We start from the raw sequence: 25,094 nt of genomic DNA, 5'->3' as shown, positions 1-25,094 counted from the left end.
CGGGTCGTGTCAGCCGCCGTTCGCCGACAGGACCGACACGTCCTCCAGCAGGTGCGCCAGCGCACCGTCGCGCTTGGCGTTGGTGGAGTTCTCGGCACACTGCTGCTGCTGGTGGTCCGACAGGATCGGGATGTCCTGGATCGGGATACCGATGAGCGCGCCCACACCGATCGGCAGGTCGTTCACGGCGATGCACGGCTTGTTGAAGGAGCCCTGGATCAGCGCCATCTGCGGGCTCATGTTGCCGTACGTGGACGAGTTGCCGAAGCTCTGCATCGCCCCGTTGCCGTTGACGCTGGACGGACCACTGTCGTCGCCTACAGCCAGCGCCTGCGGGGCCGCGGCGGCGGAGGCTCCCATGACGGAAGCGGCGATCGCCGCGGTGGCAATAACCTTCTTGATCACTGACCAGTCCTTTCTGAGGAAACCCCGTCCTCCGGAGCGTTCTGGTCAACTGCACGGGCGGAGCATGGTTTCTCCTCATCACTCTGTCAGCCCATGCCAGGACAGTTTGTGTGTTCTTCGTTCCCGGTGATTATCGGGGCTTTTCGGGGCTGCGGGCCAACCGGGTGAACAACCGCAACCAAATATCCGGAGCCCGGTTGATGAGGCCGTAGGACATGCGTCGCTACGAGGAAAGGAACGCGAAGTGCTCAAGAAGGCAATGGTCGCCGCGGCGGCCGCCGCCTCTGTCATCGGTATGTCGGTGGCGGCTGCTCCCCAGGCTCTTGCCGTCGGGGACGACTCCGGACCGTCCGTCGCCAACGGCAACGGCGCCTCGTCGTCGTTCGGCAACTCGGCGACCAAGGGCGACATGAGCCCCCAGCTCTCGCTGGTCGACGGGACGCTCAACAAGCCCTGTGTCGCCGTTCAGGACCTCGACGTCGGCGTTGCGCTTCTCATCGGCGTGGTGGTCCAGGACATCCCGATCCTGTCGGACCACGTCCAGCAGCAGTGCGCGGACAACTCGACGAACAGCAAGCGGGACGGCGCGCTCGACCACATCCTGGAGGACGTGTCGGTCCTGTCGGCGAACGGCGACTGACCCGTATTCGTACGCAGCCCGGGCGGCCCGCCGGATCCACGGCGGGCCGCCCGGCCGTATTCGCAACTTTTGCTCGGGCATTCGAGTGAATTACCCGACGCCGTACGTTCCTCAGTTTCTCCCGATGTCAATTCCTCGTTTGCAGGCTGCAGGTCATGGTGGGCATGACCGCAGAGAAGGGAAAGTTCATGAAGAAGAGCGCTGCTGTCGTCGCGGGCGCGATCATGGCTCTGGGCATGGCCACCCCGGCCGTCGCCGACGCCGGCGCCCAGGGTGCCGCGGTCGGTTCTCCGGGTGTCCTCTCCGGCAACGTGGTCCAGATTCCCGTGCACATCCCGATCAACGTGTGCGGCAACACCGTGGACATCATCGCCGCGCTGAACCCGGCGTTCGGCAACGAGTGCGAGAACGACTGACGCCGTAACGCGCCGGCAGTACCGGCTGCGATCTGGCCGGCCCTGGGACAACACCGTTCGTTCCAGGGCCGGCTTTTCCCACTTCTACCAGCAGGAAGACCACGAGATTGCGACAGACCCTGAGCAGGGGAATGGTCGCGGCAGCGGCCGCGACGAGCATCCTGTCCCTGTGCGGCGGCTCCGCCCTCGCCGACGCGTCGGCCGACGGAGCGGCCAAGGGCTCACCGGGCGCCGCGTCCGGCAACAACGTCCAGGCCCCGGTCCACGTACCGGTGAACGCCTGCGGCAACACCGTCGACGTGATCGCCGCGCTCAACCCGGCCTTCGGCAACTCCTGCGCCAACGAGGCGGAGAAGGACCGGGGCCACGGCGACGGCGGTTACGGGGACGAGGGACGCGGCGACGAGGGGCACGGCGACGACGGCCGTGACGGACCCGGCGGCCACGACTCCTCCGGCACCTCCGAGGACGGCAGGAGCGGTCACTCACCCGGTGCCGGCTCCGGCGACGGCTCCCGCGGCGGCGACGGTGACGGTGGTTACGGCGACGGCGGTTATGGCTACGGCGACACACCCTCGACCAAGCCCCGCACACGCCCCCGACCCAGCCCCCGACGAAACCCCCGCACACCCCACCGGCCAAGCCCCCGCACACACCCCCGCCGGGCGGCCACCACACGCCCCCTCCGGGTGACCACCACACACCTCCTCCGGGCGGCCACCACACCCCGCCGCCCCCGGGCGGGGAGCACACACCCCCTGGTGGGGAGCACACGCCCCCCGGCGGGGCGGAGCAGCCGCCCAGTCTCCCCGAGACCGGTGCCGGGGAACTGCTCGGTGCCGCGGCCACCAGTGCCGCGCTGATCGCGGGCGGCGCCGTGCTGTACCGGCGCGGCCGGGCCGCGTCGCACCGCTGACACACAGCGGGTGCCGGACGCTCGGCGTCCGGCACCCGTGGAGGCCTGTGGGATCAGCACTTGCCCGGGAAGAAGAACCCGAGCAGCGGGATGCCCAGCAGGGTCAGACCCAGGCTGTCGTGCTTGTCGCACTCCCTGGAGTCCGAGTGGTCGCGCTGGTGGTGGACGTTGGCTTCGGCGGCGGTCGCGGTGCCGCCGAGGACGGCGGCACTGAGGGCGAGGCTGCACAGCACCGTGGTGGTGCGCTTCATGTGAGTCATAGGAATAAAGTAGGCATTTCTCAACAAAAGGCACGTACTTCTATCGCGCCAGTCGGGTGAAGCGCCCCGCCGGGACCCGGCGCAGACGGTCCCGCAGGCGGTCGCACACGCGGCCCGCGGCATGCCGCCCCCACAGCTGCCACATCGCCCACCCGGGGGCCCGGTCGTCCGGGGCGTGCCACGCCAGTTCGCGGCCGGCGGGCGCGGGCCGCAACGCGCTCAGCGGCGCGTAGTTCTCCACCACGAACGCCCGGCCCGGCCGCGGCGCCCCCTCCGGCAGCGGACGGTGCGTCAGGTCCAGGTGCAGGGCCCGTACGACGTCCAGGCCCGCCGTGTCCGTGAACAGGCGGAACTGCGCCCCGGGGCGCGGGTTGAAGTCGAGCAGGTGGTAGCGGCCCGTCGTGCCGCAGCGGCGGAAGTCCAGGTCGAGGATGCCGCGGTAGCCCAGCGCCTCGGTGATCCGCTCGGCGAGCACGTGCACCTCGGGGTTCTCCGTCCAGCGGCCCACCGACGTCAGCCCCGCTCCCCGCGGCCGGGCGCGCTGCTTGCGGCCGGTGCCGCCGGCCCGCACCAGCCCGCCGCTGTCGGCGTACCCGTGGAAGAACCAGTCGCGGTCCGGCCCCGGCGGCAGGAACGCCTGGAGGAGCAGCCTGCTGCCCGCCTCCCCGGCGCGCGCGTACAGGTCCCGGGCCTGCTGCGCGGAGCGCACCAGCACGGTGCTGCGCAGCCCGCTGTCCGCCGGCACCAGCCAGGGTCTGCTCCACTTCGCGACCGCGGGCAGCCCGAGCCGCGCGACGGCCGAGGCGGCCTGGCGGGCGCTGTCCGGGACGAGCGTCTCGGGGTGCGCGACGTCCAGCGCGGCGCACATCCCGGCCAGTTCCGCCTTGTCGGCGACCCGCTCGGGCAGCGCGCCCGGCATCGCGGGCAGCAGGTACACGGGCGCCAGTTCCGCCCGCACCCGGCCCACCGCGACGGCGCCCGCGTCGTCCATCGGGATCAGCACGGCCGGACGCCCGACGCGGGCGGCGACGCGGTGCAGCACGCGTGCGACCTCGGCCGGGGAGGCCCCGGGCGGCGGCGGTGCGTGCACCCCGCGCACGAAACAGGACCGGCGTACGGGACTGGTCGCGCAGTCGGCGACCACGTGCACCTCCACGCCCGCCCGGCCGAGCGAGCGCACGGCACCCAGCGTTCCGTGGTGAAAGGGATTCCGGTCGATCCGCAGCAGAACCGCGGGGACGCGAATGTCGAGCAGCGACACGTGCTTTTCCTTCGAACTGGGTCACCGGTGCGGGCGAGGGGAACACTCGAAAGCCTTAGTGGCGGTGGCGTGAATCCGTTTCATATGACTGGGTGTCAGTAAGCGGAGTCCAACGAAAAGGGGCGGCCATGGCCACACAGCAGCGGCGCGCACGGTCCCGGCGGCTGGCATTCGTCGCGGCGGCGGTCGCCGTGTCGGCGGCCCTGGCGTCCGGCCACACGGTCGCCGCGGGCGCGGGGGCGGCACGGTCCGACGAGCCGCCGTCCACACCGGCGCCCGTGGCCACCCCCGTCACGCCATCGGCCACGCCAGCCGCACCAGCCGCACCAGCCGCGCCTGCCACACCCACCGCACCAGCGGCCCCCACGGTCCCCGCGTTCGGCGCCTACCTCGACTACGGCCCCCGGGGCGTGACCCGGATGGCCCAGCTCAGCACCTGGCTCGGCGGGGCCGAACTGCGCGTCGGGCACACGTACCTGCCGGGCGACCGCTGGAGCAACATCGAGGGCCGGCCCGGGTTCCTCGACGTGTGGGCGAACTGGCGGCGCGAGAAGGCCGACCGGCTGCTCGTCCTCAACGTGCCCATGCTGGAGCGCAACGAGGAGGGCGTGCCCGACCACGAGGTGCGCCGGCTGCTGCGCGAGGGCGCGGCCGGCCGGTTCGACCACCACTTCCGCGCGCTCGCCGAACGGCTCGTCGAGCTGGGGGTGCCGGACACGGTCCTCGTGCTCGGCTGGGAGATGAACGGCGTCACGTACACCCATCGCTGCGGACCGGACCCGGAGGCCTGGAAGCAGTACTGGAACAGGATCGTCACCACCATGCGCGCGGTGCCGGGGCAGAAGTTCCGCTTCGACTTCACGCCGAGCCGCGGCCGCGACGCCGTTCCCTGGACGCGGTGTTATCCGGGCGACGACACGGTCGACATCGTCGGCATGGACGCGTACGACCAGCCGCGCGGAATGTCGTTCGACGAACAGGTGAAGGAGCCCTACGGGCTTCAGCAGCACGTGGAATTCGCGAAGGCCCACGGCAAGGCCATTTCCTTTCCGGAATGGGGACTGTTCCGCAACGGCGACAACGCCGAGTACATGAAGCGCATGCTCGCGTGGATGGACGAGCACAAGCCGCTGTACCAGACCCTGACGGACTACTGCCCGCACGGCGTGTGGCAGTGCGACGACAACCCCAGGGCGTCCGAGGTCTACCGGTCCTTCCTCTTCGGCCGTGACGACGCCCCCGACCCGGCCCCCACGACCCCGGCCCTGCCACCGGCCCCGACCCCCACACCGCAGCCGACCCGGCCCACCCCGGAGCGTCCGGCCGGCTGCTCGCCGCTGGACCTCGGCGACTGGGTCGAGTACTGGATCGGCGGCAAGCTGTGCCTGCGCCTCGACTGGTGGTCGCGTACCAGGTAGCCGGGGCCGGGGACACGGCGCTCGGTCCGCGGCGGCGGGCCCGGTCAGGGCCGGCCGCCGCGGTCGCGTTCCCGCAGGCGGCGCAGCAGCTCCTTGCCCCGCCGACGCGCGGACGCGTCGCACAGCGCCGCCGACAACAGGGGCGCCGTGCGCCGCCGGGCCAGCAGCAGCCGCTGGTTCACCACCGTCTCGGGACGCCAGTGGTGCTTGTAGGGCTCGTTGCCGCGCAGCAGGCTCAGCGTGCCGAACATGCCGTCCTTGGTGTGGGTGGCGGTCGAGTCCAGCAGCATCGCCGCCACGTCCGCCTTGTGCTCGCGCAGCCGCGGGTGGGCGCCGTACAGATAGCCGCCCGCGAGCCGCGCCGAGACCAGCGTCAGGTCCACCGCCACCACCTCGTCGTCCAGCCGGAACTCGGTGACCACCGCGTCGCCGGAGCGCACCATAGGCCCGACCGAGCGCACCAGGTGCTCACGGAACCGCGTCCGCAGGTGTTCCGGCGTCACCTTCCGCCCCTGCCACTGCAACCGGTGCAGTTCCAGCAGCCGCAGCAGCGCCGGCTCCACCTCGCCGGGGTCGACGACCCGGCGCTGGATGCCGAGCGCGTCCAGCCGGCGCAGCTTGGCGCGCAGCCGCTGCTGGGTCTTCGACGGCAGCCGGGCGATCAGCTCGCCCATCGGCACGGCCGGCAGCTCCATGCACACCGAGTCGTCGACCCGGCCGCGGGGCCCGGGCCAGCGCTCGTAGACCCGCTCGGCGGCACCGCCGGGCCGGACCTCGCGCAGGTCGATCAGCGCGGTGCGGGCGGTGGCCGAGAGCGCGTCGGTGAGCGCGGCCACGGCCGCCTCGCCGTGCTCGTCGTCCACCAGCACGTCCCCGTAGTCGGAGATCGCCCCGCCGAGCGGCACCAGCGCCGGCAGCGGACTCCGTACGAGCCTCAGCGGCGCGGCGGCGACCAGGTCACCGCCGTCGCCGTCCCGCACCAGCACCAGCCGCAGCCGCCCGCGCCCGCCGTACGACACCCACCAGGAGTGCAGCCAGGCGTGGCTCTGGAAGGGCGTGGCGGCGGCGTAGCGCCGGTGCAGCCGGTCCCAGTCGGCGGCGAGGCCGGCGAAGTCCCGCTCGTCGGTGACGAGTTCGGCGGTGTACGTCACAGCTGTCCGTGGGCGTCGGCGGCGACGGCCGGGCCGGGCACGGCGGCGGGCGGCCCGGCCTGGTCGGCGGCCCGCCGGGGGCGGACCAGCACCGCCAGCCCGCCGAGCAGGCCGCCCGCGCTCGCGCCGACCAGTCCCGTCACCGAGGCGGTCGCCGAGGACGGCTCGGCGGGCGGCAGGGCGCGGGCGAACTGCCGGAGTTCGACGTGGGTGGACCGCTCGGTGTCGTCCGCGTGCCGGGTCAGCGCCCGGGCCACGGCGTTGGCCATGTCGGCGGCCAGGTCCGGACGGGCGGAGGTCGCCGTGACCGCCACCATCGGCGCGTCCGGCGAGGTCGCCGTGCGGACGCTGTCCTGGAGTGTCCGCACGGGCACGCCCGCCCACACCTGCGCGTCCCCGAGCACGGCGAGTTGCGGGGCGACCCGGCCGTAGGCCTGGGCGAAGCCGAGGGCGGTGGCGGTGTCGGACTTCGCCGTCGGCACGGCGACGACATAGCTGGTCGCCGTGTACTCCGGTGTCCTGACCAGGCCGTACGTGCCGCCGAGCAGCCCCCCCGCCACGGCCCCGGCCGTGAGCAGTGACCAGGGGGGCAGGGACCTGGCGAGGGTGGTGACCGGGCGGTGCTGCCGTGTGGGGGTGTCGGTCATGAGGTGCGGGCTTCCTGGAACGAGGGGGACAGGGGGCGGGAGACCGCGTCGGCGTACACGTCCATGAGCCGGGCGGCGCTGCGGGTGATGCAGTAGTGGCGGGCGGCCTCGGGCACCGTGCGCGGCCCCGGGCCCTGCCGGCGTACGTCCGCCAGGGCCCGGGCGTACGCGTCGGGGCCGCCGGTGACGTGCCGGGCGGTGGGAGCGGCGGTCGGGGGCAGGTCCTGCAGGGCCGGGCAGGAGGCGTAGAGCACCGGCAGGCCGGACGCCAGTGCCTCCACGACGGCCAGGCCGAAGGCCTCCTCCGGGGACGGCGAGGCGAGGACGTCCATCGCGGCGGTCAGCGACGGCAGGTCGGGTCCGTCCGAGCCGTCCGGGACGCAGGGGCGTTCGCCGGTGAACAGCACCCGGTCGGCGACCCCGGCGGCCCGGGCCGTGCGGCGCAGCACGTCCTCCTCGGGGCCGCCGCCGACCAGCAGCAGCCGGTGGTCGTCGGGGAGTTGGGCCAGCGCCCGGATCAGGACGCCGAAGCGCTTGCCGGGGGCGAGGCGGCCGACGGCGCCGATGACGTACGCGTCGTCCGGCAGGCCGAGCCGGCGGCGCGTGTCCTGGCGGCGGGCCGGGTCGAAGCGGAAGCGGGCCAGGTCGATGCCGTTGGGCACGACCTCGATGCGCGGACCGGGCACGCCCCAGCGCCTCAGCCGCTCGGCGACCGTGGGGGAGACGGCGACCGTCGTACGGCCGAGCCGCTCGCCAGCGAGGTACAGGGCGCGGACTCCCGCGTTGAGCGGGCGGCCCTCCATCTGAGAGGCGCCGAGCGAGTGCTCGGTGGCGACGACCGCCCGGACCCCGGCGAGGCGCGCGGCGATCCGGCCGTAGAGGCAGGCGCGGTAGAGGTGGGTGTGCACGAGCTGGTAGCCGCCCGCGCGGATGACCCGCACCAGGCGGGGCAGGGCGCCCAGGTCGCGGTTGCCCGCCATGCCGAGGTGGTGCACGCGCACCCCGTCGGCGCGCAGCCCGGCGGCCACCGGGCCCGGGTTGGTCAGGGTCACCACGTCGCAGTCGACGGGCAGGTGCCGCAGCAGCAGCCGCAGTTGCTGCTCGGCGCCGCCGACGCCGAGGCCGGTGATGATGTGCAGGACCCTCATCGCGGCTCCTCGACGGGTCGGCGGCGCAGCCGGTGCAGCCGGTGCTTCAGGAACAGCCGTACGGCGGTGTCGTTCTGGCCGATATGCGCCCGGGGCAGGGCGTGCGGGCCGCCGAGCGGGCCGGGGTCGATGGCGCAGCCGTAGGTGTAGCCGGCGTCCCGTACGGCGTCGACGGCCCGCCGGTCGACCGTGCCGTAGGGGTAGCAGAAGCCGGCGGGCGGGGTGCCGGTCAGCTCCGCGAGCACCGTCCTGCTGCCCTCGACCTCCGACGTCAGGGCGATGTCGTCCGCCTCGGTCAGGTCGACGTGGGTGAGGCCGTGCGAGCCGATCTCGATGCCCTCGGCCGCCGCGTGCCGGACGCCGTCGGCGGTCAGCAGCGGCTTGCGCGGGCCCAGCGGGTCCCAGGCGTTGTCGCCGCCGAGCCGGCCCGGCAGCACGAACAGGGTGGCGCCGCAGCCGTGGCGGCGCAGCACGGGCAGGGCCTCGGTGACGAAGTCGGCGTATCCGTCGTCGAAGGTGAGCCCGACCAGGTCGCGGCCCGCGCCGCGGGCCCGGGCGGCGAGCAGCTCGGCCATCGACACGCCGCGCAGTCCGCGCCGCCGCAGCCAGCCGAGCTGCCGGTCCAGCCGCTCGGGGGTGACGGTGATGCGGTACGGGTCGTCCGAGGGGTCGCCGACGGAGTGGTACATCGCCACGAACGGGACCGGGCCGGGTCTGGCGCGGGTGCCGGTGTCCGGGGAGTCAACGGGAGCGGCCATGAGGGAGCCTTCGTGAGACGGAACGGAGGGACTTCAGCGCGGTGACGCAGCCCTGGTCGCCCAGGGCCCGGCCGAGCAGGAGGAAGACGGCGGCGACGGTGAGCGCGCCGGCGGTGAGAGCGAGGACGGGGGAGCCGAAGCGGCCCGCGGCCCAGGCGCCCGCGAGCGTCGCGGCCACCGCCGCGCCGACCGGCCGGCACAGCTCGCAGAGCATGCGCCGGGTGCGGATCGGGATGCTGCGGGGGCCCATGCCGGCGAGCAGCAGCGCGGCCGTGACGGTGATGCCGGCGGCGTTGGCGGCGGCGATCCCCATGACGCCCCAGGGGCCCACCGCCCAGGCGCCGGCACCGGCGGTGACGACGAGTCCCGCCGCCATCGCGCCGAGCGGGTACCAGGTGGCCCGGCCCGCCGAGAAGTACGACCGGATCAGGGCGCCGACCAGGGTCTGCGCCAGCAGGCCGAAGGCGTACACGCGCATCACCCGGACCGTGGCCGTCGTGTCCCGGCCGGTGAACGCGCCGCGCTGGAAGAGCAGTTCGATGATCTGCGGGGCGCAGGCCACGACGACCGACGCGCCGGCCAGCACCAGGCACGCGGCCAGGGCGAGATCGCGTTCCACGCGGGCGCGGGCCCGCTCGGTGTCGCCGTCGGCCAGGGCGCGGGCGACCACCGGGAAGGTGACCGTGCACAGCATCAGCGACAGCGTCATGGGGATCTGGGCGACCTTCTGCGCGTAGTTCAGGTGCGAGATGGCGCCGGCGGGCAGGGTGGAGCCGAGGAACCGCTCGATCAGGACCTGGGACTGCCGGCACAGCGCGAACAGCAGGACGGCGGCGAGCAGGGCCAGTCCCATCGGACGCCCGCCGCCCTCCCCACCGGCCGGAGCGGCCGCCGACCGTCCGCGCAACTCGCGCCACAGCACCGGCAGTTGTGCGACGACCATCAGACAGCCGCCCGCCGCCACGCCGAACGCCGCGGCGCGCACGCCCCACCGCCCGCCGAGCACGAGCACCGCGGTGATGATGCCGGTGTTGTAGGCGACGTAGATCGCCGCCGGGGCGAGGAACCGGCGGTGGGCGCGCAGGGCCGCGCTGCAGTACCCGGCCAGCCCGAAGGTCAGCACGCAGGTGGCGGTGAGCCGGGTGCAGTCCACGGCGAGCGCGGGGTCGGGCAGGCCCGGGGCCAGGACGCGCACGACCTGCGGGGCGCAGACGGCCAGGAGCGCGGCGACGGCGGCGAAGGCCAGCGACAGCCGGGGCAGCGTACCGGCGACCAGCGCACGCACCGGGTCGCCGGGAACGCCCTGCGCGCGCCGGGCCAGGGCCATGCTGAACGCCGGGATCAGCGCGATGGCCAGCCCGTCCTCGATGAGCAGCGTGGCCGCGAACTCCGGCACGGTCCACGCCACGAGAAACGCGTCCGTCGCACTCCCCGCCCCGAACATCCGCGCCAACGCCTGGTCCCGCACCAGCCCGAGCAGGGCCCCGGCGGCGGAGAGAACGGCGGTGAGCAGCGTGGCCCGGGCGAGAAACCCGCGGGTGACGGGGGCGTCGGCGGGGGACGACGGGTGGCCGGCGGCCGAAGGGGCAGTTGCGGCGGGCACTCGGGGGCCGGGGGAAGCGGGGCACGGGGCGGACGCCCCGGTGGCGGCCGAGGGCTCGGGGGCGGTGGGGGTTCTGCTCGGGGCTGAGGTCCGAGAGGTGGCCCGGGTCTCGTTCGCGGCCGAAGTCCGTGGGGCGGTCGGGGTCTTGTTCGGAGCTGGAGTCCGAGAGGTGGCCCGGGTTTCGCTCGTGGCCGAAGTCCGTGGGGCGGTCGGGGTCTTGTTCGGAGCTGGAGTCCGAGAGGTGGCCCGGGTCTCGCTCGTGGCCGGGGGACCTGGGGCAGCCGAGGCGGCCCCGTTCGCGGTCGCGGGCCGGGGCAGCGGCGTTTCCCCGCTCGCGTCCCTCTGTTCAGGTGTCACCGTCATCGTGCCGGGGCCTCCTCCGTCAGGCCCCGGGCGTCCGCCCCGGCCTGATCCCGGTCGGGCACCGCCGGGACGTTCGCGGCGGACAGGCCCCACCACGCCGCCAGGCCGAAGCACATCGCGGTGAGGACCGTCGACGGGCCCCCGATGTCGGCGTAGGCGAAGTCGGTCAGCTGCCAGACCAGCAGGCCGCAGGCGATCAGGCCGCAGTCGAGGCCCGGTCCGCGAGCCCGGCGGGTCCGCCACAGGGCGCGCACCGCGCACAGCAGCAGCGCCAGCCAGCTGCCCGCCAGGGCCAGGAGGCCGATCAGCCCCTGCTCGGCCAGGATGAGCAGGTACATGTTGTGGGGCGACAGCAGCGGCTGCTTGCGGAAGCCCGCGCCCGCGCCCTCCGTGTCGCTGCCCGCCGAGAGGGCCAGCGAGGCGTGGGAGTCGCGGTGTTCGGGGAACCCCTTCAGCCCCACCCCGGTCAGCGGGTGCTCGCGCCACATGCCGGTCGCCGCCGCCCACATGGTGTACCGGTCGGTCACCGACTGGTCGGGCGCGTCCGCGACCCGCGTGATGCTGCTGATCCGCTCCTGCAGCATCGCCGTACCGAGCCCGAAGCCCCCCACCAGGACGACGCTCACCGCGGCCACCACCGCCCCGGCCGTCAGCGCCCGCCGCAGCCCGGCCAGCAGCAGTTGCGCCGCGACCGTCACCGCCGTCGCGATCCACGCCCCGCGGCTGAAGGACAGCGCGAGCGGCGGCAGCAGCGCCAGCGCGCAGGCCAGCGCGACGATCCGCTGCCGTACGGGCGCGGCCCCGAGCGCGAGACCCACCGCGCACACCAGCCCGAGGGAGACCACCGTGGCCATGCCCATCACGTCCTGCGCCCCGAACGTGCCCACGGCCCGCACCGGCCGCCCCTGGTACGAGGCGCCGGTCCCGGTCGCGTACTGGTGCACGCCGACCGCCCCCTGCCACACCGCCAGCGCCACGAACGACCAGGCCAGCAGCCGGAAGTCGCCCCGGCCCCGCAGGAGCAGCAGCACGGCGGCCGGGACCAGCACGAAGACCTGGAGGTAGCGGCCGAGGCCGACGAGCCCCTCGCCCGGCGACACCGCGCCCATCGCGGCGACCGCGACACCGAGCACCGGAAGGCCCAGCACCACGGCCACCGCGGGGGACAGGGGTCGCCGCCGGTCCCGCACGACACGGACCGCGCAGTACAGCACCACCAGCGCGGACACCGCGTCGGCGGGTCCGGCACCGCCCTCGCCGCCCGGCCCCAGCGGCAGCGCGAGCAGGACGACGACGGCCAGCAGCGGCAGGACGGGCGCATGCGCCCCAGCCCGGATCATCGGCCGCTCAGCTCCCCGTCGGACGCACGAGCGCGGCGGCCGTGCGCAGCAGGAGGCAGACGTCCTGCCACAGCGACCAGTCGTCGATGTACGCGTTGTCGAACCGGGCCCGGTCCTCGATCGAGGTGTCGCCGCGCAGCCCGTGCACCTGGGCGAGACCGGTGATGCCGGTCCGCACCCGGTGGCGGTCCGCGTAGCCGGGGTGGGCCTGGCCGAACTTGGCGACGAAGTAGGGGCGTTCGGGCCGCGGGCCGACCAGGCTCATGTCGCCGCGCAGGACGTTCCACAGCTGGAGCAACTCGTCCAGCGAGGTGCGGCGCAGGAAACGGCAGAACCACGGCATGCGGCGTTCGTCCGCCACGCTCCAGCGAGTCGCCGACTCGTGCTCGTCGACCGGGCGGTGGGTGCGGAACTTCAGCAGCGTGAAGGGCCGGCCGTCCTTGCCGATCCGCTCCTGCCGGAAGACGACCCCCGGTCCGTCGGTCGTCCGCAGCACCACCGCGCACACCAGCAGCAGCGGGCTGACCAGGAGGAGCAGCGCCCCGGACACGACGACGTCCAGAACCCGTTTGGCGGCACTGCCGCGCTGCCCGGCCCCGAGGTCCAGGCGACGGCAGGAGAACCCGGCGAGCCGGTCCCGCGACCGGTACGACGGCACGTCCGGATCGACCTCCCACACCGCGCAGCCCGACTCGGCCAGCGCCCGCAGCAGCGGCCCCTGCCCGGCCCGCGCCGACGGGTGCACGACCAGCACCTCGCACACCCCGTTCTGGACGATCGCCCGCTGGACCTCCTCGCCCGTGGTCAGCACCGGCAGCCCCTCACCGCCGTCCGGCTCCTCGGCGACGACCCCCACCGGCCGCACCCCGTACCGGGGATGCCGCAGCACGGCCGCGGCCGCGCGCGCGCGGCGGGCCCGACGACGAGCGCGGCCCGCGGCGGCAGCAGCAGGCCGCGCCGCCAGGCGTGCACCGCGCCGCGCCCGGCGCAGCTCGCCGCGGTCTGGAGCAGGAAACCGGTGAGCAGCGTCCGGACGGACAGCGCGTGGTGCGGGACGTACGCCGCCGCGAACGCCCCGAGCGCCAGCCAGGCCACGGCGATCCGGCCGCACACGGCGGGCAGTTCGTCCAGCACGGCCGGCACGCGCGCGGGCCGGTGCGGGCGCGGCAGCAGCGATACGGCCACCAGCACCGCCACGAGCAGCGGGCGGCGCTGGCCGCCGGTGAGCGCCAGCACGCCCAGCACGGCGGCGGCGCCGTCCGCGGCGAGCAGGGGCAGCGGTGACGCGGCCCGGACCGCGGGCCGCCGGACGGGGAGGCGGAAGCCCGCCGCGGCGCCGCGCGGCGGCAGGAGCGTCACGGGCGTGAATCCGGGGTCCCGCGGCTGCCCGGCGGGAGGGGGAACGGTGCTTTCCGCGGTCACGAGTGGACTGACTCCCTGTACTCGGTGGACACGGCGTCCGCGCCCAGGAGTTCGCGGTACACGTCCGCGACCGCCTGGGCCGTGCGGCGCACGTCGTGTGTGGACAGGACGTGCCGGCGCGCCCGCAGGCCGAGCGACTCGCGCAGCGGCGGATCGAGCAGCAACTCGGCGAGGGCCCCGGCCAGTGCCGCCGGGGCGACGGCGGGGACCAGGCAGTGCGGCGCGTGGCCGGGCGGCAGGCTCTCGCGGGCCCCGCCCACGTCCGTCACGACCACCGGCCGACCGCACGCCATGGCCTCCAGCGGCGCCAGCGCCATGCCCTCCCAGCGCGACGGCAGGACGACCAGGTCCGCCGCCTGGTACCAGGGCACGACATCGGCGACGTCCCCCGCGAACAGCACGGAACGCGGCGCGAGGGCCCGCAGCCGGCCGTGGTCCGGCCCGTCGCCGACCAGCGCCAGCCGCGCCCCGGGCACCCGCCGCAGCACGGAGTCCCACGCCGTCAGCAGGACGTCCTGCCCCTTCTGCCGGCACAGCCGCCCCACGCACACCACCAGCGGCGCCCCCGGATCGACGTCCGGCAGCAGGCTCGCCCGTACGGCGTCCGCGGCGGCCGGCCGGAAGCGTTCGACGTCGATCCCGTTGGGGATGACACTCCACCGCCCCCGGACCCCGGCCGCCGCCCCGAGCCGGCGCTCCGCCTCGCTGACGCACACCACCCTCGCCGCCCAGCGCGCGCCCGACCGCTCCCAGCCGCGGGCGAGGGCCGCGGTGGTCCCGCCGACCGCCTCGAACGACCAGGCGTGCGGCTGGAACACGGTCGGGATCCGCCCCCGCACGGCGAGCCGCCCGGCCAGCCCGGCCTTCGCGCTGTGCGCGTGCACCAGGTCGGGCCGCACGTCCACGACGACACGGGCCAGCCGCCGCGCCTCGCCCATCAGTGACGGCCCCGGCGAGCGAGTCGCCGCCCAGTGCCGCACGTCCGCGCCGAGCGCCGTGAGCCGGGCCGCGAGGGGGCTGTCGGGGCAGGCGACCGTGACGCGCAGTCCGGCGGCGAGCTGGGCGCGGGCCAGGTCCGTCACGACCCGGGCCACCCCGCCGTCCACGGGCTGGGTGACGTGCAGGACCCGTGGCGGAGGGTCGGTCGGTGACAGGTGCATGCGCGGTTTCCTCGCTCACGGACGGCGCTCGGGACGGCGGGAACGCGCCTCACTGCCGGATGCCGACGGCGCCGAAGAGCGCGCCGGCGCACGCCGCGTTCCGCTGGGGAACGAGCCGGAAGGCCACCTGGTCACCACCACACCGCAGGGCTTCGCGGAACGTGGTCCTTTCGACGGACGGGTCAGGGGCCGTCACGAGTGCGATCTGCTTGCTGTCGGGGTGCGTTGAGAGGTGCGCAACTGTAGTCGCCATCCGTACTATTCCGGAGAAACCGGACGAGTGTGTCGGAACCGTGAAGAGCGCCCCTGCGCCGGGATCACTCCTTTGGCGGCACAACTCGCGCGCACGCCACGCGTTGACACAACGCCGGGCATCCGCCCGGATGTTTGTGTCAACCCCCAAGGAGCACCTCTCCATGTCGCGTATCGCGAAGGGCCTGGTCCTGACCTCCGCTGCCGCTGCCGCTGTCGCGGGCAGCACCGGCATCGCCGCCGCCGACGCCGGCGCGCAGGCCGCCGCCGCCCACTCCCCGGGCGTGCTGTCCGGCAACGTCGTCCAGGTGCCGCTGCACATCCCGGTCAACGTCTGCGGCAACACGGTCGACATCATCGGCCTGCTGAACCCGGCGTTCGGCAACGAGTGCGAGAACGACTGACGTCGTTCCCGGAACACCTGGCCGGCCGCCCTCCCGTGGGACCACACGGAAGGGCGGCCGGTTCGCGTTGCGCCGAACGGGGGCGGCGGGGCGGCCCGGCGGGCGGGACCGCGCACGCCGCCTCACCAGGGGGGACGCCGCCGGGCCGGGGGTGCGGTGCTGACCTGGGGCGTTCGCTCGGTTGCGGAGCGTTCCGGCCGCTCGCACGGTGGGCACAAAGATCCGACGCACCACCGAAAGGAACCGTCATGCGTCTGCCCGCACGGCGAATCGCGACCTCCGCGCTCTGCGCCACGCTGCTGCTCGGGGTCACCGGGCCCGCGGCCCTGGCCGCCGACAGCGCATCGGCCCCGGAGCGCGCCCACGCGGCGTCCGGGGCCCCCGTCCCCGAGGCGGACGAACTGCTCGTCCAGGTCGAGATCCTGGGCGACCTCGGCGGCGTGCTCACCCCGGTCGCCGACCTGCTGAGCGCCGTGCTCAAGGCGGACGGCGGCCAGCTGGCGCCCTCCCAGGCGGCCAAGCTCGGCACCTCGGTGCAGGACGCCATCGACCAGGCGACCGCGACCTCTCCGGCGGCCCCGCCGGCGGTGGCCCAGCCGGACGCCACAACCCCGAGCAGCCCGCTGCCGCAGGCCAGCACGCTGCCCGCGCCCGTCGAGGACCGGGCCGAGGCGCCGGACGGACTCGCGGCCGAGGCGCTGGCCGCCCTGGAGAAGGCGACCGACGAGCTGCTCAAGGCCGTGACCTCGGGCGACGCCGCCAAGGTGAACCCGGCCGTCGACTCGGTCGTGTCCAACCTCGTCGACACCGTCGCCGCCACGCTGGTCGGCAGCAGGCTGCCCGCCCCGGACCTGGCCGGCCTGCCCTCGCTGCCGAAGGCACCCTGACAGCTTTCTGTTTCAGCGGGTTTCTGGTTCAGCGACTCATATGAGGTTCCGGCCACGGGGTTTCCGCTCCCCGCAGACCTCGTTAGGCACGGCGTCAGAATTCCCCGCCGGCGACACCCGTCGCCGAAGAAAGGATTCACGATGAAGTCCCTGAAGGCTGCCGCCGTCGTCGCCGGTTCCCTCGTCGCCGCAGCCGGCGCCGCTCCCGCCCACGCCGCCTACGACACCGACGCCGTCACCCCCACCAGCCTCAACGGCGCCGTCAACGCGCTCACCCGGGAGCCCATCGACCCGATGCCGCTCAAGCACCAGTCGAACGCGCTCGACACCGAGAACGAGGACTCCGTGCTCAGCACGGTCAAGCAGGCGACCACGAAGCTGAACCAGAACGGCGGGCTGCTCGGCGGGCTTCCGCTGCCGAAGTGACCCCGCCCGCGCACCACGCGGCAGGCACGGCGGGCGCCGGCCGGGCGTTCGCCCTGCTGCTGGTCGTCACGGGAGCGGCGGGGCTGCTGGCGTCCTGGATCATCACCCTCGACAAGTTCAAGCTGCTCGAGGACCCGGACTTCACCCCCGGATGCAGCATCAACCCGGTCCTGTCCTGCGGCAGCGTCATGGAGAGCGACCAGGCCGAGGCCTTCGGGTTCCCCAACCCGATGCTGGGACTGGTCGCCTACGGCGTCGTCGTCTGCGTCGGCGTGAGCCTGCTGGCCGGCGCCCGGTTCCCCCGCTGGTACTGGCTGGCCTTCGACGCCGGATGCCTGTTCGGTGTGGGGTTCGTGTCGTGGCTGCAGTTCGAGTCGCTGTACCGGATCGACGCGCTGTGCCTGTGGTGCTGCCTCGCGTGGGCCGCGACGATCCCGCTGTTCTGGTACGTGACGTCGTTCGCCGTGCGGCACGCCTTCCTGCCCGCGCCTCGGCCGGTGCGCCGCTTCCTCGACGAGTTCACCTGGCTGCCGCCGGTGCTGCACCTCGGCGTCGTCGGCATGCTGGTCCTGACGCGCTGGTGGGACTTCTGGACGAGCTGACGGACACCCCGCCCCGGGCCCGGGCGGTCCGTCGTATTACTGCGGCAGTCGGGGGAATTGTGCGCTGGTGCGGTTCCCCGGCTCGTTACTCGGTACGCACGCTGAGCCCCCGACACGTGAAAGGGACCGTACCCCAGATGAAGTCGACCACCCGAGGAACCCTCGCCGCAGTGATCACGTGTGTGGCGGCCGCGGCCGGCGCCGCCGCCGCGCCCCCCGCCGCCGCGGTCGGCACGGTCCCCGTCCCCGTGCCGCTGGGCGGCGCCGAGAAGGCCCTCAACGTGGAACTGCCCGAGGCCACCGGGGAACTGCCCGTGCCGATGCCGGGCTCACCCGACGGGCCGCGTTACGTCGAGGGCCGGCTCATCCCCGAGCGGGCGATCCCCCAGCTGCCGGTCCACGGCGGACTGCCCGGCGCCGACCTGCGGGCGCCCCTGCCGCACATCCTCGGCGCCGGCTTCGACCACGTCGGCGTCGACGCCCCCGCCTCCGACCTGCGCACGCTCGCGCCCGGCGTCTCCGTCGACGCCCCGCTCAGCTCGCCCAACGCGGACGGCTTCGGCCTGCCCCAGCCGCAGCTGCCGCAGGTGGGCGTGCTGGCCCCGGTGGTGCAGGCGGTGCCGACGGCGGACCTGGGTCTCGGCCCCGGGCTGTAGACCGGCCGGCCGTACCGGGTGTTCTCGTGTGGCCCCCGCGGTGGTGACCGCGGGGGCCTTCGGGCTGTTACCGCAGTGACAACCCGAGCGGAGCGAGGAGCACGACATGGTCGTAGGCGTCGGTGGAGTACCGGTGGGAGCGGCGGGGGACGGGGGCGCCGCGGGCACCCGGCGGGGTGTGCTGCGCGGCCTGGCGGCCGCGGCGGCCGGCGCCGTGCTGGCCCCCGTCGCCGTGGCCGCCTGGCCCGAGGAGTCCGACGGCAAGAACACGGCCGTGCGGGCCGGTGACGGCATGTTCGAGGAGACCTACCGGGGCCGCCTCATCCGCGGCGTGCCGATCCCCTCCCCGGAGCAGGAGGTCGGTGACGTGGACTGGCACGTCACCGTGGACGGGCGGCCGTTGCACCTGATGCGCCGCGCCGACGGCAGCTGGCTGAGCATGGTGGACCACTACCGCTCCTATCCCACCCCGCTGGCGGCGACCCGCGCCGCCGTCGACGAAATGGGCCCGGGGCAGCGCCTGCGCGACCTGCCCGGCCACGGCCCGGGACACCAGGACGGGGGAGCCCATGGCGTACACGCGTAAGGACGTCAGCACCCTGACGCGCACCGAGAGGCGCCGGTTCGTCAAGGCGATGCTGGAGGTGAAGCGGCGGGGCGAGTACGACGAGTTCGTGCGCACGCACATCGAGTACTACACCGCCGACGGCGAGGACGGCCTGCGCACGGCCCACATGGCGCCCTCCTTCCTGCCCTGGCACCGGCAGTTCCTGCTGGAGCTGGAGAAGGCGCTGCGCCGGGTCGACGCGTCGGTGTCCGTGCCGTACTGGGACTGGACGCGCGACCGCACGACCACGTCGGTGCCCTGGACCGCCGACCTCCTCGGCGGCAACGGGCGGCGCTCCGACCGCCAGGTGACGACCGGGCCGTTCGCCTACGCGGAGGGCAACTGGACCATCAGGGAGGGCGTGACCGACGAGGAGTTCCTCACCCGGGACCTCGGCCGCGCCCGCGACCCGATCAAGCTGCCCACCAGGAGCGAGCTGGAATGGGCCCTGAAGGACCCGGTGTACGACGTCTCGCCCTGGGACTCGACGGCGGGCAAGGGCTTCCGCAACAAGCTGGAGGGGTGGGGGAGCGGGCGGGGCAGCGCCTCCTGGTACAACCACAACCGCGTGCACCGCTGGGTCGGCGGGGTCATGGTCGGCGGCGCGTCCGTCAACGACCCGGTCTTCTGGCTGCACCACGCCTTCATCGACCTGGTGTGGTCCCGCTGGCAGCGGCGCCACCGCAACCACCGCTACCTGCCGGCGAAGCCGCCGGGACCGGACAGCGCGCAGTACCGGCGGGTGGTGGCGCGGCACGAGAAGCTGCCGCCGTGGGACGTGACGCCGGACCAGCTGGAGGACCACGAGCGGATCTACCGGTACGCGTGAGCCGCTGCCGGTGGCGCGGCGTCGGCCGGTCGTACGGCTCATGCGGAGAGCCCCGGCGCTCGACGTGCCGGGGCTCTCCGTGGGTGCGCGGGGGTGCGCAGTGATCAGTGGCCGTACCCGTAGCCACCGTGGTGGCCCTTGTGGTCGTCCTTGTTTTCGCACTCGTTGCCGAACGCCGGGTTCAGCAGGCCCACGATGTTGACCGTGTTGCCGCAGAGGTTGATCGGCACGTGGACCGGGACCTGCAGGATGTTGCCCGACAGGACGCCCGGCGACCCGACGGCCTTGCCCTGGGCGCCCGCGTCGGCCAGGGCCAGACCGGCTCCGCTGACCACCACGGCACCCGTGCCGAGCGCGACACCGGCTGCCTTCGCGATGCGAGACATCACGTTCTCCTTCTGACTCGGTGAGCACGGCGGCAGGAGGCGCGCCGCACTCCCCGTTCAACGCGCCCGTTCACCGAGGGTCACGGCGATCACGGCCGGATCACCCGTCCTGAAGGCGGTCGGCGGAGCCGGTCAGGGGAGCCGTCGTACCGGAGCGCCGTCGAGGAAGGCGCGGATGTCCTCCACGGCCTGCCCGTAGTAGGTCGCGTAGTTGGCGCGGGAGACGTAACCGAGGTGCGGGGTGGCGAGGAGGCGGGGAGCCGTGCGCATCGGGTGCCCGGCGGGGAGGGGCTCGATGTCGAAGACGTCCACGCCGGCACCGGCGATACGGCCGGCGTGCAGGGCGTCGAGCAGGGCGTCCTGGTCGACGATCGCCGCGCGCGAGGTGTTGACCAGGTAGGCGGTCGGCTTGAGCAGGGCGAGTTCGGCGGGCCCGAGCAGGCCGCGGGTGCGGTCGCTCAGCGCGAGGTGGACCGACACGAAGTCGCTGTCGGCCAGCAACTGCTCCTTGGAGGCGGCGAGTTCCACGCCGACCTCCTCGGCCCGCTCCCGGGTGAGGTTCTGGCTCCAGGCGCCGACCCGCATGCCGAAGGCGAGGCCGACCTGGGCGACCCGGCTGCCGATCTTCCCCAGACCGAGGAGCCCCAGACGACGGCCGTGCAGGTCGGCGCCGACGGTGCTCTGCCAGCGGCCGCCGGAGCGCAGGGCGGTGCTCTCCTCGACGATGCCGCGGGCGAGGCCGAGCAGCAGCGCCCAGGTCAGTTCGACCGGCGGGGTGGAGGAGCTGGCCGTGCCGCAGACCGTGACGCCGTGCGCCTCGGCGGCCGCGTAGTCGATGACCGAGTTGCGCATGCCGGAGGCGACGAGCAGTTTCAGCCGCGGCAGCCGGGCGATCAGTGAACCGGGGAACGGTACGCGCTCGCGCACGGTCACCACGATGTCGAAGTCGGCCAGGGCCGCGGCGAGGGCGTCCTCGCCGTCGATGTGGCTGTCGAAGCAGACGACCTCCACGTCGTCCGCGACCACCGACCAGTCGGCGACCTCGGTCGCCACCTTCTGAAAGTCGTTCAGCACAGCACAGCGCAGCCGCACGTCGTCCCCCTCTCTCGGGCCGGACCTCGGGACACCGACTCTACGACGGGCTACCGAATCCCCCGCGGGCTGCCTACCGTGGCTGTCACCGGGGCAAGGAAGCACCAGCGCAGGGGGGCGCAGTGGAGGCTGAGCTTGCGGCACTGGCCGCGTCCGGGGCCACGACCCTGGTCGGGCTCATGGTGTCGGACAGCTGGACAGCGGCGCGCGACCGCGTGGCGCGGTTCTTCGCGCGGCGCGGTGACGACGGCGCGGTGGAGGAGGAACTGCGGTCCGCGCAGGCGGAGTTGGCGGCGGCCCGGGACGCGCGGGACGAAGACGCCGCGGCCGGTGTCGAGGCGGAGTGGCGGACCCGGCTGCGCCGTGCGCTGGAAGCCGACCCCCGGGCCGCCGAGGAACTCAGGTCGCTGCTGGCGGAGCTGGACCCGCGGGAGGGCGGGGAGCCGTCGGTCTCGGTGCGCAACAGCATCAGCGGCGGCGTGCAGCACGGGCCGGTCGTGCAGGGGCAGAGCTTCTCCGGGCTGACGTTCCACAGCTCCGGTGGCCCGTCTTCGCACGAACGAGACTGAAGACGTCAACTCACCTTTACCGCATGGGCGTTCCTTTATCAAACGCGCGCGCGTGTCCCTCCGGTCTCGGCTACGGTTCGGTGCCGATGTCGGGTGATCATCACCCGCACACTTCCCATCCGAACCAACAGCCCCCGAGGAACGAGTGAAGACGTCAGCGCGGCTTTTGTTCGCATCCGTCCATGTCCTGAGCGTCACCTACGGAGTGCTGGTCGTGTCCCGCTGGATGTGGTGACACCAGCACCCGGAGCAGATTCTCCGCATCCGTGACGGCGCCGAGGCGCCGGTAGAGAGCCACCGCCCGCTCGCCGTACGCGCGGGCCTTGCGGGCGCCGCGCGGGTGCAGGGCCGCCGTCCGGGCGAGGCCCGCCAGCGCGTGGGCGCGGCCCAGCGGGAAGTCGGTGCTCCCGGCCGCCTCGAGCGCGCGCTCGTACCCCCGGCGCGCGATGTCGAGGCGGCCCGACTCCCGTTGCACGTCCGCCGCGCCGATCAGCGCGCGCAGCTTCTCGTACGGGTTGTCGATGCTGGTGGCGACCTGTTCCGCCAGGGTGAAGTGCCGCAGCGCCTCGCCCCCGCGGCCCGACCGGGCGTGGGCCATCCCCATGCTGATCAGCACGTCGGCCTCGCCCAGGGCGTCGCCGCCGGCCCGGTGGGCGGCCAGGGCCCGCTGGTAGCAGGCCAGGGCCCGGTCCGTCCGCCCGGCCGCCTGGTGGACGGCGCCGAGATTGGTGTCGAGGATGGCGAGCTCCTGCCGGCCGCCGTGCTGCCGCATCAGGGCCAGCGACCGTTCGTAGCAGTCGCGGGCGTCGTCGTAGCGCCCCTGGAGGTAGTGGAGTTCGCCGCGGTTGTTGAGCGCCTGGGCCAGGCCGTAGGGGTCGGGCAGCGCCTCGTAGATGCCCTGCATGAGCTGGACCCGGTGGAGGGCCTCCTCGTACTGCCCCGCGTAGTGCAGCGCGGCCCCCTGCACATTGAGGCAGTCGGCCTCTCCCGAGCGGTCGCCGACCTCCCGGTACAGCGCCAGTGACTGTTCGAGGACGCGCAGGGCCGTCCCGCCGTGCCCTGCGGCGAGATGGGCGCGGCCCGACTGGAGGAGCGCGTCGGCCCGGCCGCCGGTGTCGCCGAGGTCCTCGTAGAGCGACAGGGCCTCGGTCGCGCAGCGCAGGGCCTCGGCGTGGTTCAGCTGCGCCAGCAGGTCCGCGCGGTCGGTCAGGGTGCGGGCGAGGGCGGCGCGGTCGCCCTGGGCGCGCAGGACGGGGACGGCCGCGTCGAAGAGCTCCGCCGCCACGTCCCACGTCCCCCACAGCTTGAGGGACCTCGCCAGGACACTCGGGAACAGCGCCGCGTACTCGGGATGCCCCGCCGCGGCCGTCCGCGCGGCCGCGAGGAGGTTGGCGCGCTCCACCGTGAGCCACACGGACGCCTCGTCCACATCGGAGAAGTCCGAAGCGTAGGGGGATTCCCGGTCCGGGCTCAGCCGTAGCGCGCGGCGGTGGGGACGGGCCAGGCGGTCGGTGCGGTGGGCCGTGGTGAGGTGGTAGGAGAGGAGACGGCCGACCGCCGCGTGCCGGACCTCCTCCGGATCGGTGCGCGAGCCGAGCCCCGCGCTGAAGGCCCGGGTCAGGTCGTGCAGCCGGTAGCGGCCGCGGACCGGCTCCTCCAGGAGGCCGGCGTCGAGCAGCTCCTCGACGCAGCGCTCCAGCAGCTCCGTCCGTCTGCCGTAGGCCGGACCGGCCAGCGCGGCCGCCGCCGGGAGGGTGATGTCGGAGCCGGCGTGCAGGGCGAGGCGGCGCAGCAACCGCTGGGCGGGGCCGCTGAGTTCGTCGTACGAGAGCTGGAAGACCGCCGTGATCAGGCCGTCGAACTCCGTCAGCGGATCGGTCGTGTGGATCAGCCGGTCGAGCAGGTCCTGGACGGCCCACGCCTCCCGGTAGCGCAACCGGCTCGCCAGCAGTTGCACGGCCAGGGGGTGGCCGCCGCACGCCTCGACGACCTGCTCCAAGGCTTCCGGCTCCGCGGACGCGCGGGAGGCACCGACGATCCGGGTGAACAGCGCGGCCGCCTCCGCCCGGGACAGCGCCTCCACCCGCAGGGACGAGGCGCCCTCGAGACGGGCCAGCCGGCTCCGGGTGGTCACGATGGCACGGCAGGCCGGGTTCCCCGGCAGCAGGGGCTCGACCTGGCCGGCGTCCCGGGCGTTGTCGAGCACCACGAGCGCGCGGTGCCGCGCCATCCACTCCCGCCACCTCGCCGCCCGCTCGGCCGCAGTGGCCGGCAGCTCACCGGACCAGCCCGCCGAGTGCAGCAGGACGGCCAGTGCCTCCGCCGGGTCGAGCGGCCGCTCGCTGCTGTACCCCCGCAGGTCCACGTAGAACCGGCCGTCCGGATACGACGGGCCCAGGAGGTGCCCCGCGTGCACGGCCAGCGCCGTCTTGCCGATGCCCGGCATGCCGTGGACGACCGTGACCGGCAGGGCGTTCACCGCGCTGTCGTCGGCGTCCGAGGTGTCGAGCAGGATGCGCAGTTCGGCGGCCCGGCCGGTGAAGTCCCGTGTGTCCCGGGGCAGGCAGTTGCGCGGCTGCGGCTGCGGCTGCGGCTGCGGCTGTGGCTGTGGCCGGGGTGGCGCCGTGACGGGGGCGGGCCGGGTGTTCAGCAGGGTGTGGTCCTGTTCGAGCATGCGGAGGTGGAGTTCCTGGAGCTCCGCGCCCGGCTCGATGCCCTGGCTCTCGTGCAGCTTCTCGCGGGTGTGCCGGAAGACGGCGAGCGCCTCGTCGTGGCGCCCGGAGCGGTACAGCGCCAGCATCAGCGAGCCGACCACCTGCTGGGCGAAGGGGTTCTGCGACGCGAGCTCCTGAAGCTCGCCGACGAGGTCCGCGTGCCGGCCCAACTCCAGTTCCAGGGCGATCCGCTCCTCGCGGACCCGGCGGTGCTCCTCGGTCAGCCGGGCCCGCGCCGACAGCGCCCAGGCGTTGCCCGCGAACTCGGTCAGCGGCTCGCCGCGCCACAGTGCCTCGGCGGTGCGCAGCAGCCCGATCGCCAGCTCCTGGTCACCCCGCGCCGCCGCGGCCGCCGCGTCCGTCCGCAGCCGCTGGAAGCGCAGCAGGTCGATGTCCTCAGGGTCGGCCCGCAGCTGGTACAGCCGGGGTGACGGGCGGACCACCTGGGCCAGGTCGTCGCCCACGGTCCTGCGTAATCGGCTGCGCAGCCGGGAGAGGTAACTGTGCAGGGTCTCCGTGGCGGTGGGCGGCGGATCGCCGTTCCACACCCGGTCCATCAGCGTGTCCACGGAGACCGGCTCGCCCCGGGCGTGCACCAACGCCGCCAGCAGGCAGCGCTCCTTCACGGATCCCAGCTCGTACTGCTGCGGACCCTGCCACAGTTCGAGAGGTCCCAGAGCAAGAAGTTCCACCATCACCCCCGCCGGGTGTGCTTCTTCCTGCCGTGTCGGCAGTTCCCGCCTGTGTGTGCGGCACCCGATC

26 protein-coding genes and 1 pseudogene are annotated in these 25,094 nt (G+C 74.1%); 13 read left to right on the top strand and 14 right to left on the bottom strand.

Translation table 11 applies throughout. The features are described 5' to 3' along the window. Window positions 1-9: 9 nt before the first annotated feature. Window positions 10-405, bottom strand: coding sequence for a rodlin (locus tag C1703_RS13620; RefSeq protein ID WP_114252693.1), 396 nt, complete (start codon window positions 403-405; stop codon window positions 10-12). 244 nt (window positions 406-649) lie between these two features. On the opposite strand from C1703_RS13620, the gene C1703_RS13615 reads away from it, so the two are divergent. The 4 genes from C1703_RS13615 (at window position 650) to C1703_RS40290 (ending at window position 2,377) form a co-directional block, all read left to right on the top strand. Continuing rightward, a complete protein-coding gene (locus C1703_RS13615; protein ID WP_114252691.1) occupies window positions 650-1,045 on the top strand; it encodes a rodlin in 396 nt (131 codons plus the stop codon). A 164-nt stretch (window positions 1,046-1,209) separates the two neighbouring features. After that, window positions 1,210-1,461, top strand: coding sequence for a chaplin (locus C1703_RS13610; protein ID WP_232840473.1), 252 nt, complete (start codon window positions 1,210-1,212; stop codon window positions 1,459-1,461). 131 nt (window positions 1,462-1,592) lie between these two features. Continuing rightward, window positions 1,593-2,324 (top strand): chaplin, encoded by a 732-nt coding sequence (locus tag C1703_RS13605; protein WP_198678162.1) that lies wholly within the window; start codon window positions 1,593-1,595, stop codon window positions 2,322-2,324. Beyond that, entirely contained in the window at window positions 2,291-2,377 is an 87-nt protein-coding gene (locus tag C1703_RS40290; protein WP_343236420.1) for a hypothetical protein, read from the top strand. Before C1703_RS13605 ends, C1703_RS40290 begins: the two co-directional genes overlap by 34 nt. Before the next feature lie 53 nt (window positions 2,378-2,430). Here C1703_RS40290 and C1703_RS13600 read toward each other — a convergent pair whose 3' ends face one another. Both C1703_RS13600 and C1703_RS13595 read right to left on the bottom strand, forming a co-directional pair. Then, window positions 2,431-2,637, bottom strand: coding sequence for a hypothetical protein (locus tag C1703_RS13600; RefSeq protein WP_157993106.1), 207 nt, complete (start codon window positions 2,635-2,637; stop codon window positions 2,431-2,433). Window positions 2,638-2,677: 40 nt separating this feature from the next. After that, the gene (locus C1703_RS13595) at window positions 2,678-3,898 is read right to left on the bottom strand and encodes an ATP-grasp domain-containing protein (protein ID WP_114252685.1); all 1,221 of its coding nucleotides are present in this window, start codon (window positions 3,896-3,898) and stop codon (window positions 2,678-2,680) included. A 128-nt stretch (window positions 3,899-4,026) separates the two neighbouring features. Between C1703_RS13595 and C1703_RS13590 the strand changes: the two genes are divergently transcribed. After that, window positions 4,027-5,316, top strand: coding sequence for a glycosyl hydrolase (locus C1703_RS13590; protein WP_114252683.1), 1,290 nt, complete (start codon window positions 4,027-4,029; stop codon window positions 5,314-5,316). 44 nt (window positions 5,317-5,360) lie between these two features. Here C1703_RS13590 and C1703_RS13585 read toward each other — a convergent pair whose 3' ends face one another. The 8 genes and pseudogenes from C1703_RS13585 to C1703_RS13550 form a co-directional block, all read right to left on the bottom strand. Further along, complete coding sequence (locus tag C1703_RS13585; RefSeq protein WP_114252681.1) at window positions 5,361-6,467, bottom strand: GNAT family N-acetyltransferase; 1,107 nt, start codon at window positions 6,465-6,467, stop codon at window positions 5,361-5,363. Continuing rightward, window positions 6,464-7,114: a lipopolysaccharide biosynthesis protein gene (locus C1703_RS13580; RefSeq protein WP_114252679.1), complete on the bottom strand. Its 651-nt coding sequence runs from the start codon at window positions 7,112-7,114 to the stop codon at window positions 6,464-6,466. Before C1703_RS13580 ends, C1703_RS13585 begins: the two co-directional genes overlap by 4 nt. Further along, a complete protein-coding gene (locus tag C1703_RS13575) occupies window positions 7,111-8,262 on the bottom strand; it encodes a glycosyltransferase (RefSeq protein ID WP_114252677.1) in 1,152 nt (383 codons plus the stop codon). Before C1703_RS13575 ends, C1703_RS13580 begins: the two co-directional genes overlap by 4 nt. Beyond that, window positions 8,259-9,020 (bottom strand): polysaccharide deacetylase family protein, encoded by a 762-nt coding sequence (locus C1703_RS13570; RefSeq protein ID WP_114252675.1) that lies wholly within the window; start codon window positions 9,018-9,020, stop codon window positions 8,259-8,261. The genes C1703_RS13575 and C1703_RS13570 overlap by 4 nt, the downstream gene beginning before the upstream one ends. Then, a complete protein-coding gene (locus C1703_RS13565) occupies window positions 9,004-10,623 on the bottom strand; it encodes a lipid II flippase MurJ (RefSeq protein WP_232840472.1) in 1,620 nt (539 codons plus the stop codon). Before C1703_RS13565 ends, C1703_RS13570 begins: the two co-directional genes overlap by 17 nt. 359 nt (window positions 10,624-10,982) lie before the next feature. Next, window positions 10,983-12,326, bottom strand: coding sequence for an O-antigen ligase family protein (locus C1703_RS13560; protein ID WP_114252671.1), 1,344 nt, complete (start codon window positions 12,324-12,326; stop codon window positions 10,983-10,985). Window positions 12,327-12,333: 7 nt separating this feature from the next. After that, a pseudogene (locus C1703_RS13555) lies at window positions 12,334-13,748 on the bottom strand (exopolysaccharide biosynthesis polyprenyl glycosylphosphotransferase). After that, window positions 13,745-14,908 (bottom strand): glycosyltransferase family 4 protein, encoded by a 1,164-nt coding sequence (locus tag C1703_RS13550; RefSeq protein WP_114252669.1) that lies wholly within the window; start codon window positions 14,906-14,908, stop codon window positions 13,745-13,747. Before C1703_RS13550 ends, C1703_RS13555 begins: the two are co-directional and overlap by 4 nt. Before the next feature lie 416 nt (window positions 14,909-15,324). Between C1703_RS13550 and chpG the strand changes: the two genes are divergently transcribed. From chpG to C1703_RS13510, 7 genes are all read left to right on the top strand, one after another. Next, window positions 15,325-15,564 carry a chaplin ChpG gene (gene chpG, locus C1703_RS13540; protein WP_062926927.1) on the top strand — a complete coding sequence of 80 codons (240 nt, stop codon included), beginning with the start codon at window positions 15,325-15,327 and terminating at the stop codon, window positions 15,562-15,564. A 248-nt stretch (window positions 15,565-15,812) separates the two neighbouring features. After that, the gene (locus C1703_RS13535; protein WP_114252663.1) at window positions 15,813-16,451 is read left to right on the top strand and encodes a hypothetical protein; all 639 of its coding nucleotides are present in this window, start codon (window positions 15,813-15,815) and stop codon (window positions 16,449-16,451) included. 141 nt (window positions 16,452-16,592) lie between these two features. Then, a complete protein-coding gene (locus C1703_RS13530) occupies window positions 16,593-16,877 on the top strand; it encodes a hypothetical protein (RefSeq protein ID WP_114252661.1) in 285 nt (94 codons plus the stop codon). Then, complete coding sequence (locus C1703_RS13525; protein ID WP_114252659.1) at window positions 16,874-17,479, top strand: vitamin K epoxide reductase family protein; 606 nt, start codon at window positions 16,874-16,876, stop codon at window positions 17,477-17,479. The genes C1703_RS13530 and C1703_RS13525 overlap by 4 nt, the downstream gene beginning before the upstream one ends. Window positions 17,480-17,616: 137 nt before the next feature. Continuing rightward, window positions 17,617-18,135, top strand: a complete 519-nt coding sequence (locus C1703_RS13520) for a hypothetical protein (protein ID WP_114252657.1) — start codon at window positions 17,617-17,619, stop codon at window positions 18,133-18,135. Between the two features lie 106 nt (window positions 18,136-18,241). Next, entirely contained in the window at window positions 18,242-18,721 is a 480-nt protein-coding gene (locus C1703_RS13515; RefSeq protein ID WP_114252655.1) for a tyrosinase family oxidase copper chaperone, read from the top strand. Then, the gene (locus tag C1703_RS13510) at window positions 18,705-19,571 is read left to right on the top strand and encodes a tyrosinase family protein (protein ID WP_114252653.1); all 867 of its coding nucleotides are present in this window, start codon (window positions 18,705-18,707) and stop codon (window positions 19,569-19,571) included. Before C1703_RS13515 ends, C1703_RS13510 begins: the two co-directional genes overlap by 17 nt. A gap of 104 nt (window positions 19,572-19,675) precedes the next feature. Here C1703_RS13510 and C1703_RS13505 read toward each other — a convergent pair whose 3' ends face one another. Together C1703_RS13505 and C1703_RS13500 are read right to left on the bottom strand one after the other, a co-directional pair. Then, window positions 19,676-19,957, bottom strand: a complete 282-nt coding sequence (locus tag C1703_RS13505) for a chaplin (protein ID WP_114252651.1) — start codon at window positions 19,955-19,957, stop codon at window positions 19,676-19,678. Between the two features lie 132 nt (window positions 19,958-20,089). Continuing rightward, on the bottom strand, window positions 20,090-21,049 hold the full coding sequence (locus tag C1703_RS13500) for a D-2-hydroxyacid dehydrogenase family protein (protein WP_114252649.1): 960 nt from the start codon (window positions 21,047-21,049) through the stop codon (window positions 20,090-20,092). 122 nt (window positions 21,050-21,171) lie between these two features. On the opposite strand from C1703_RS13500, the gene C1703_RS13495 reads away from it, so the two are divergent. Next, complete coding sequence (locus tag C1703_RS13495) at window positions 21,172-21,618, top strand: hypothetical protein (protein WP_114252647.1); 447 nt, start codon at window positions 21,172-21,174, stop codon at window positions 21,616-21,618. 154 nt (window positions 21,619-21,772) lie between these two features. Here the strand turns inward: C1703_RS13495 and C1703_RS13490 are convergent, their stop codons facing one another. Beyond that, on the bottom strand, window positions 21,773-25,027 hold the full coding sequence (locus C1703_RS13490) for a BTAD domain-containing putative transcriptional regulator (protein ID WP_114252645.1): 3,255 nt from the start codon (window positions 25,025-25,027) through the stop codon (window positions 21,773-21,775). Between the last annotated feature and the right edge of the window lie 67 nt (window positions 25,028-25,094).

It is taken from the genome of Streptomyces sp. Go-475 (assembly GCF_003330845.1).
Classification (GTDB): Bacteria; Actinomycetota; Actinomycetes; order Streptomycetales; family Streptomycetaceae; genus Streptomyces.
The sequence above is the reverse complement of the archived record's forward strand: the minus strand, read 5'-3'. Positions and strand labels throughout refer to the sequence as shown.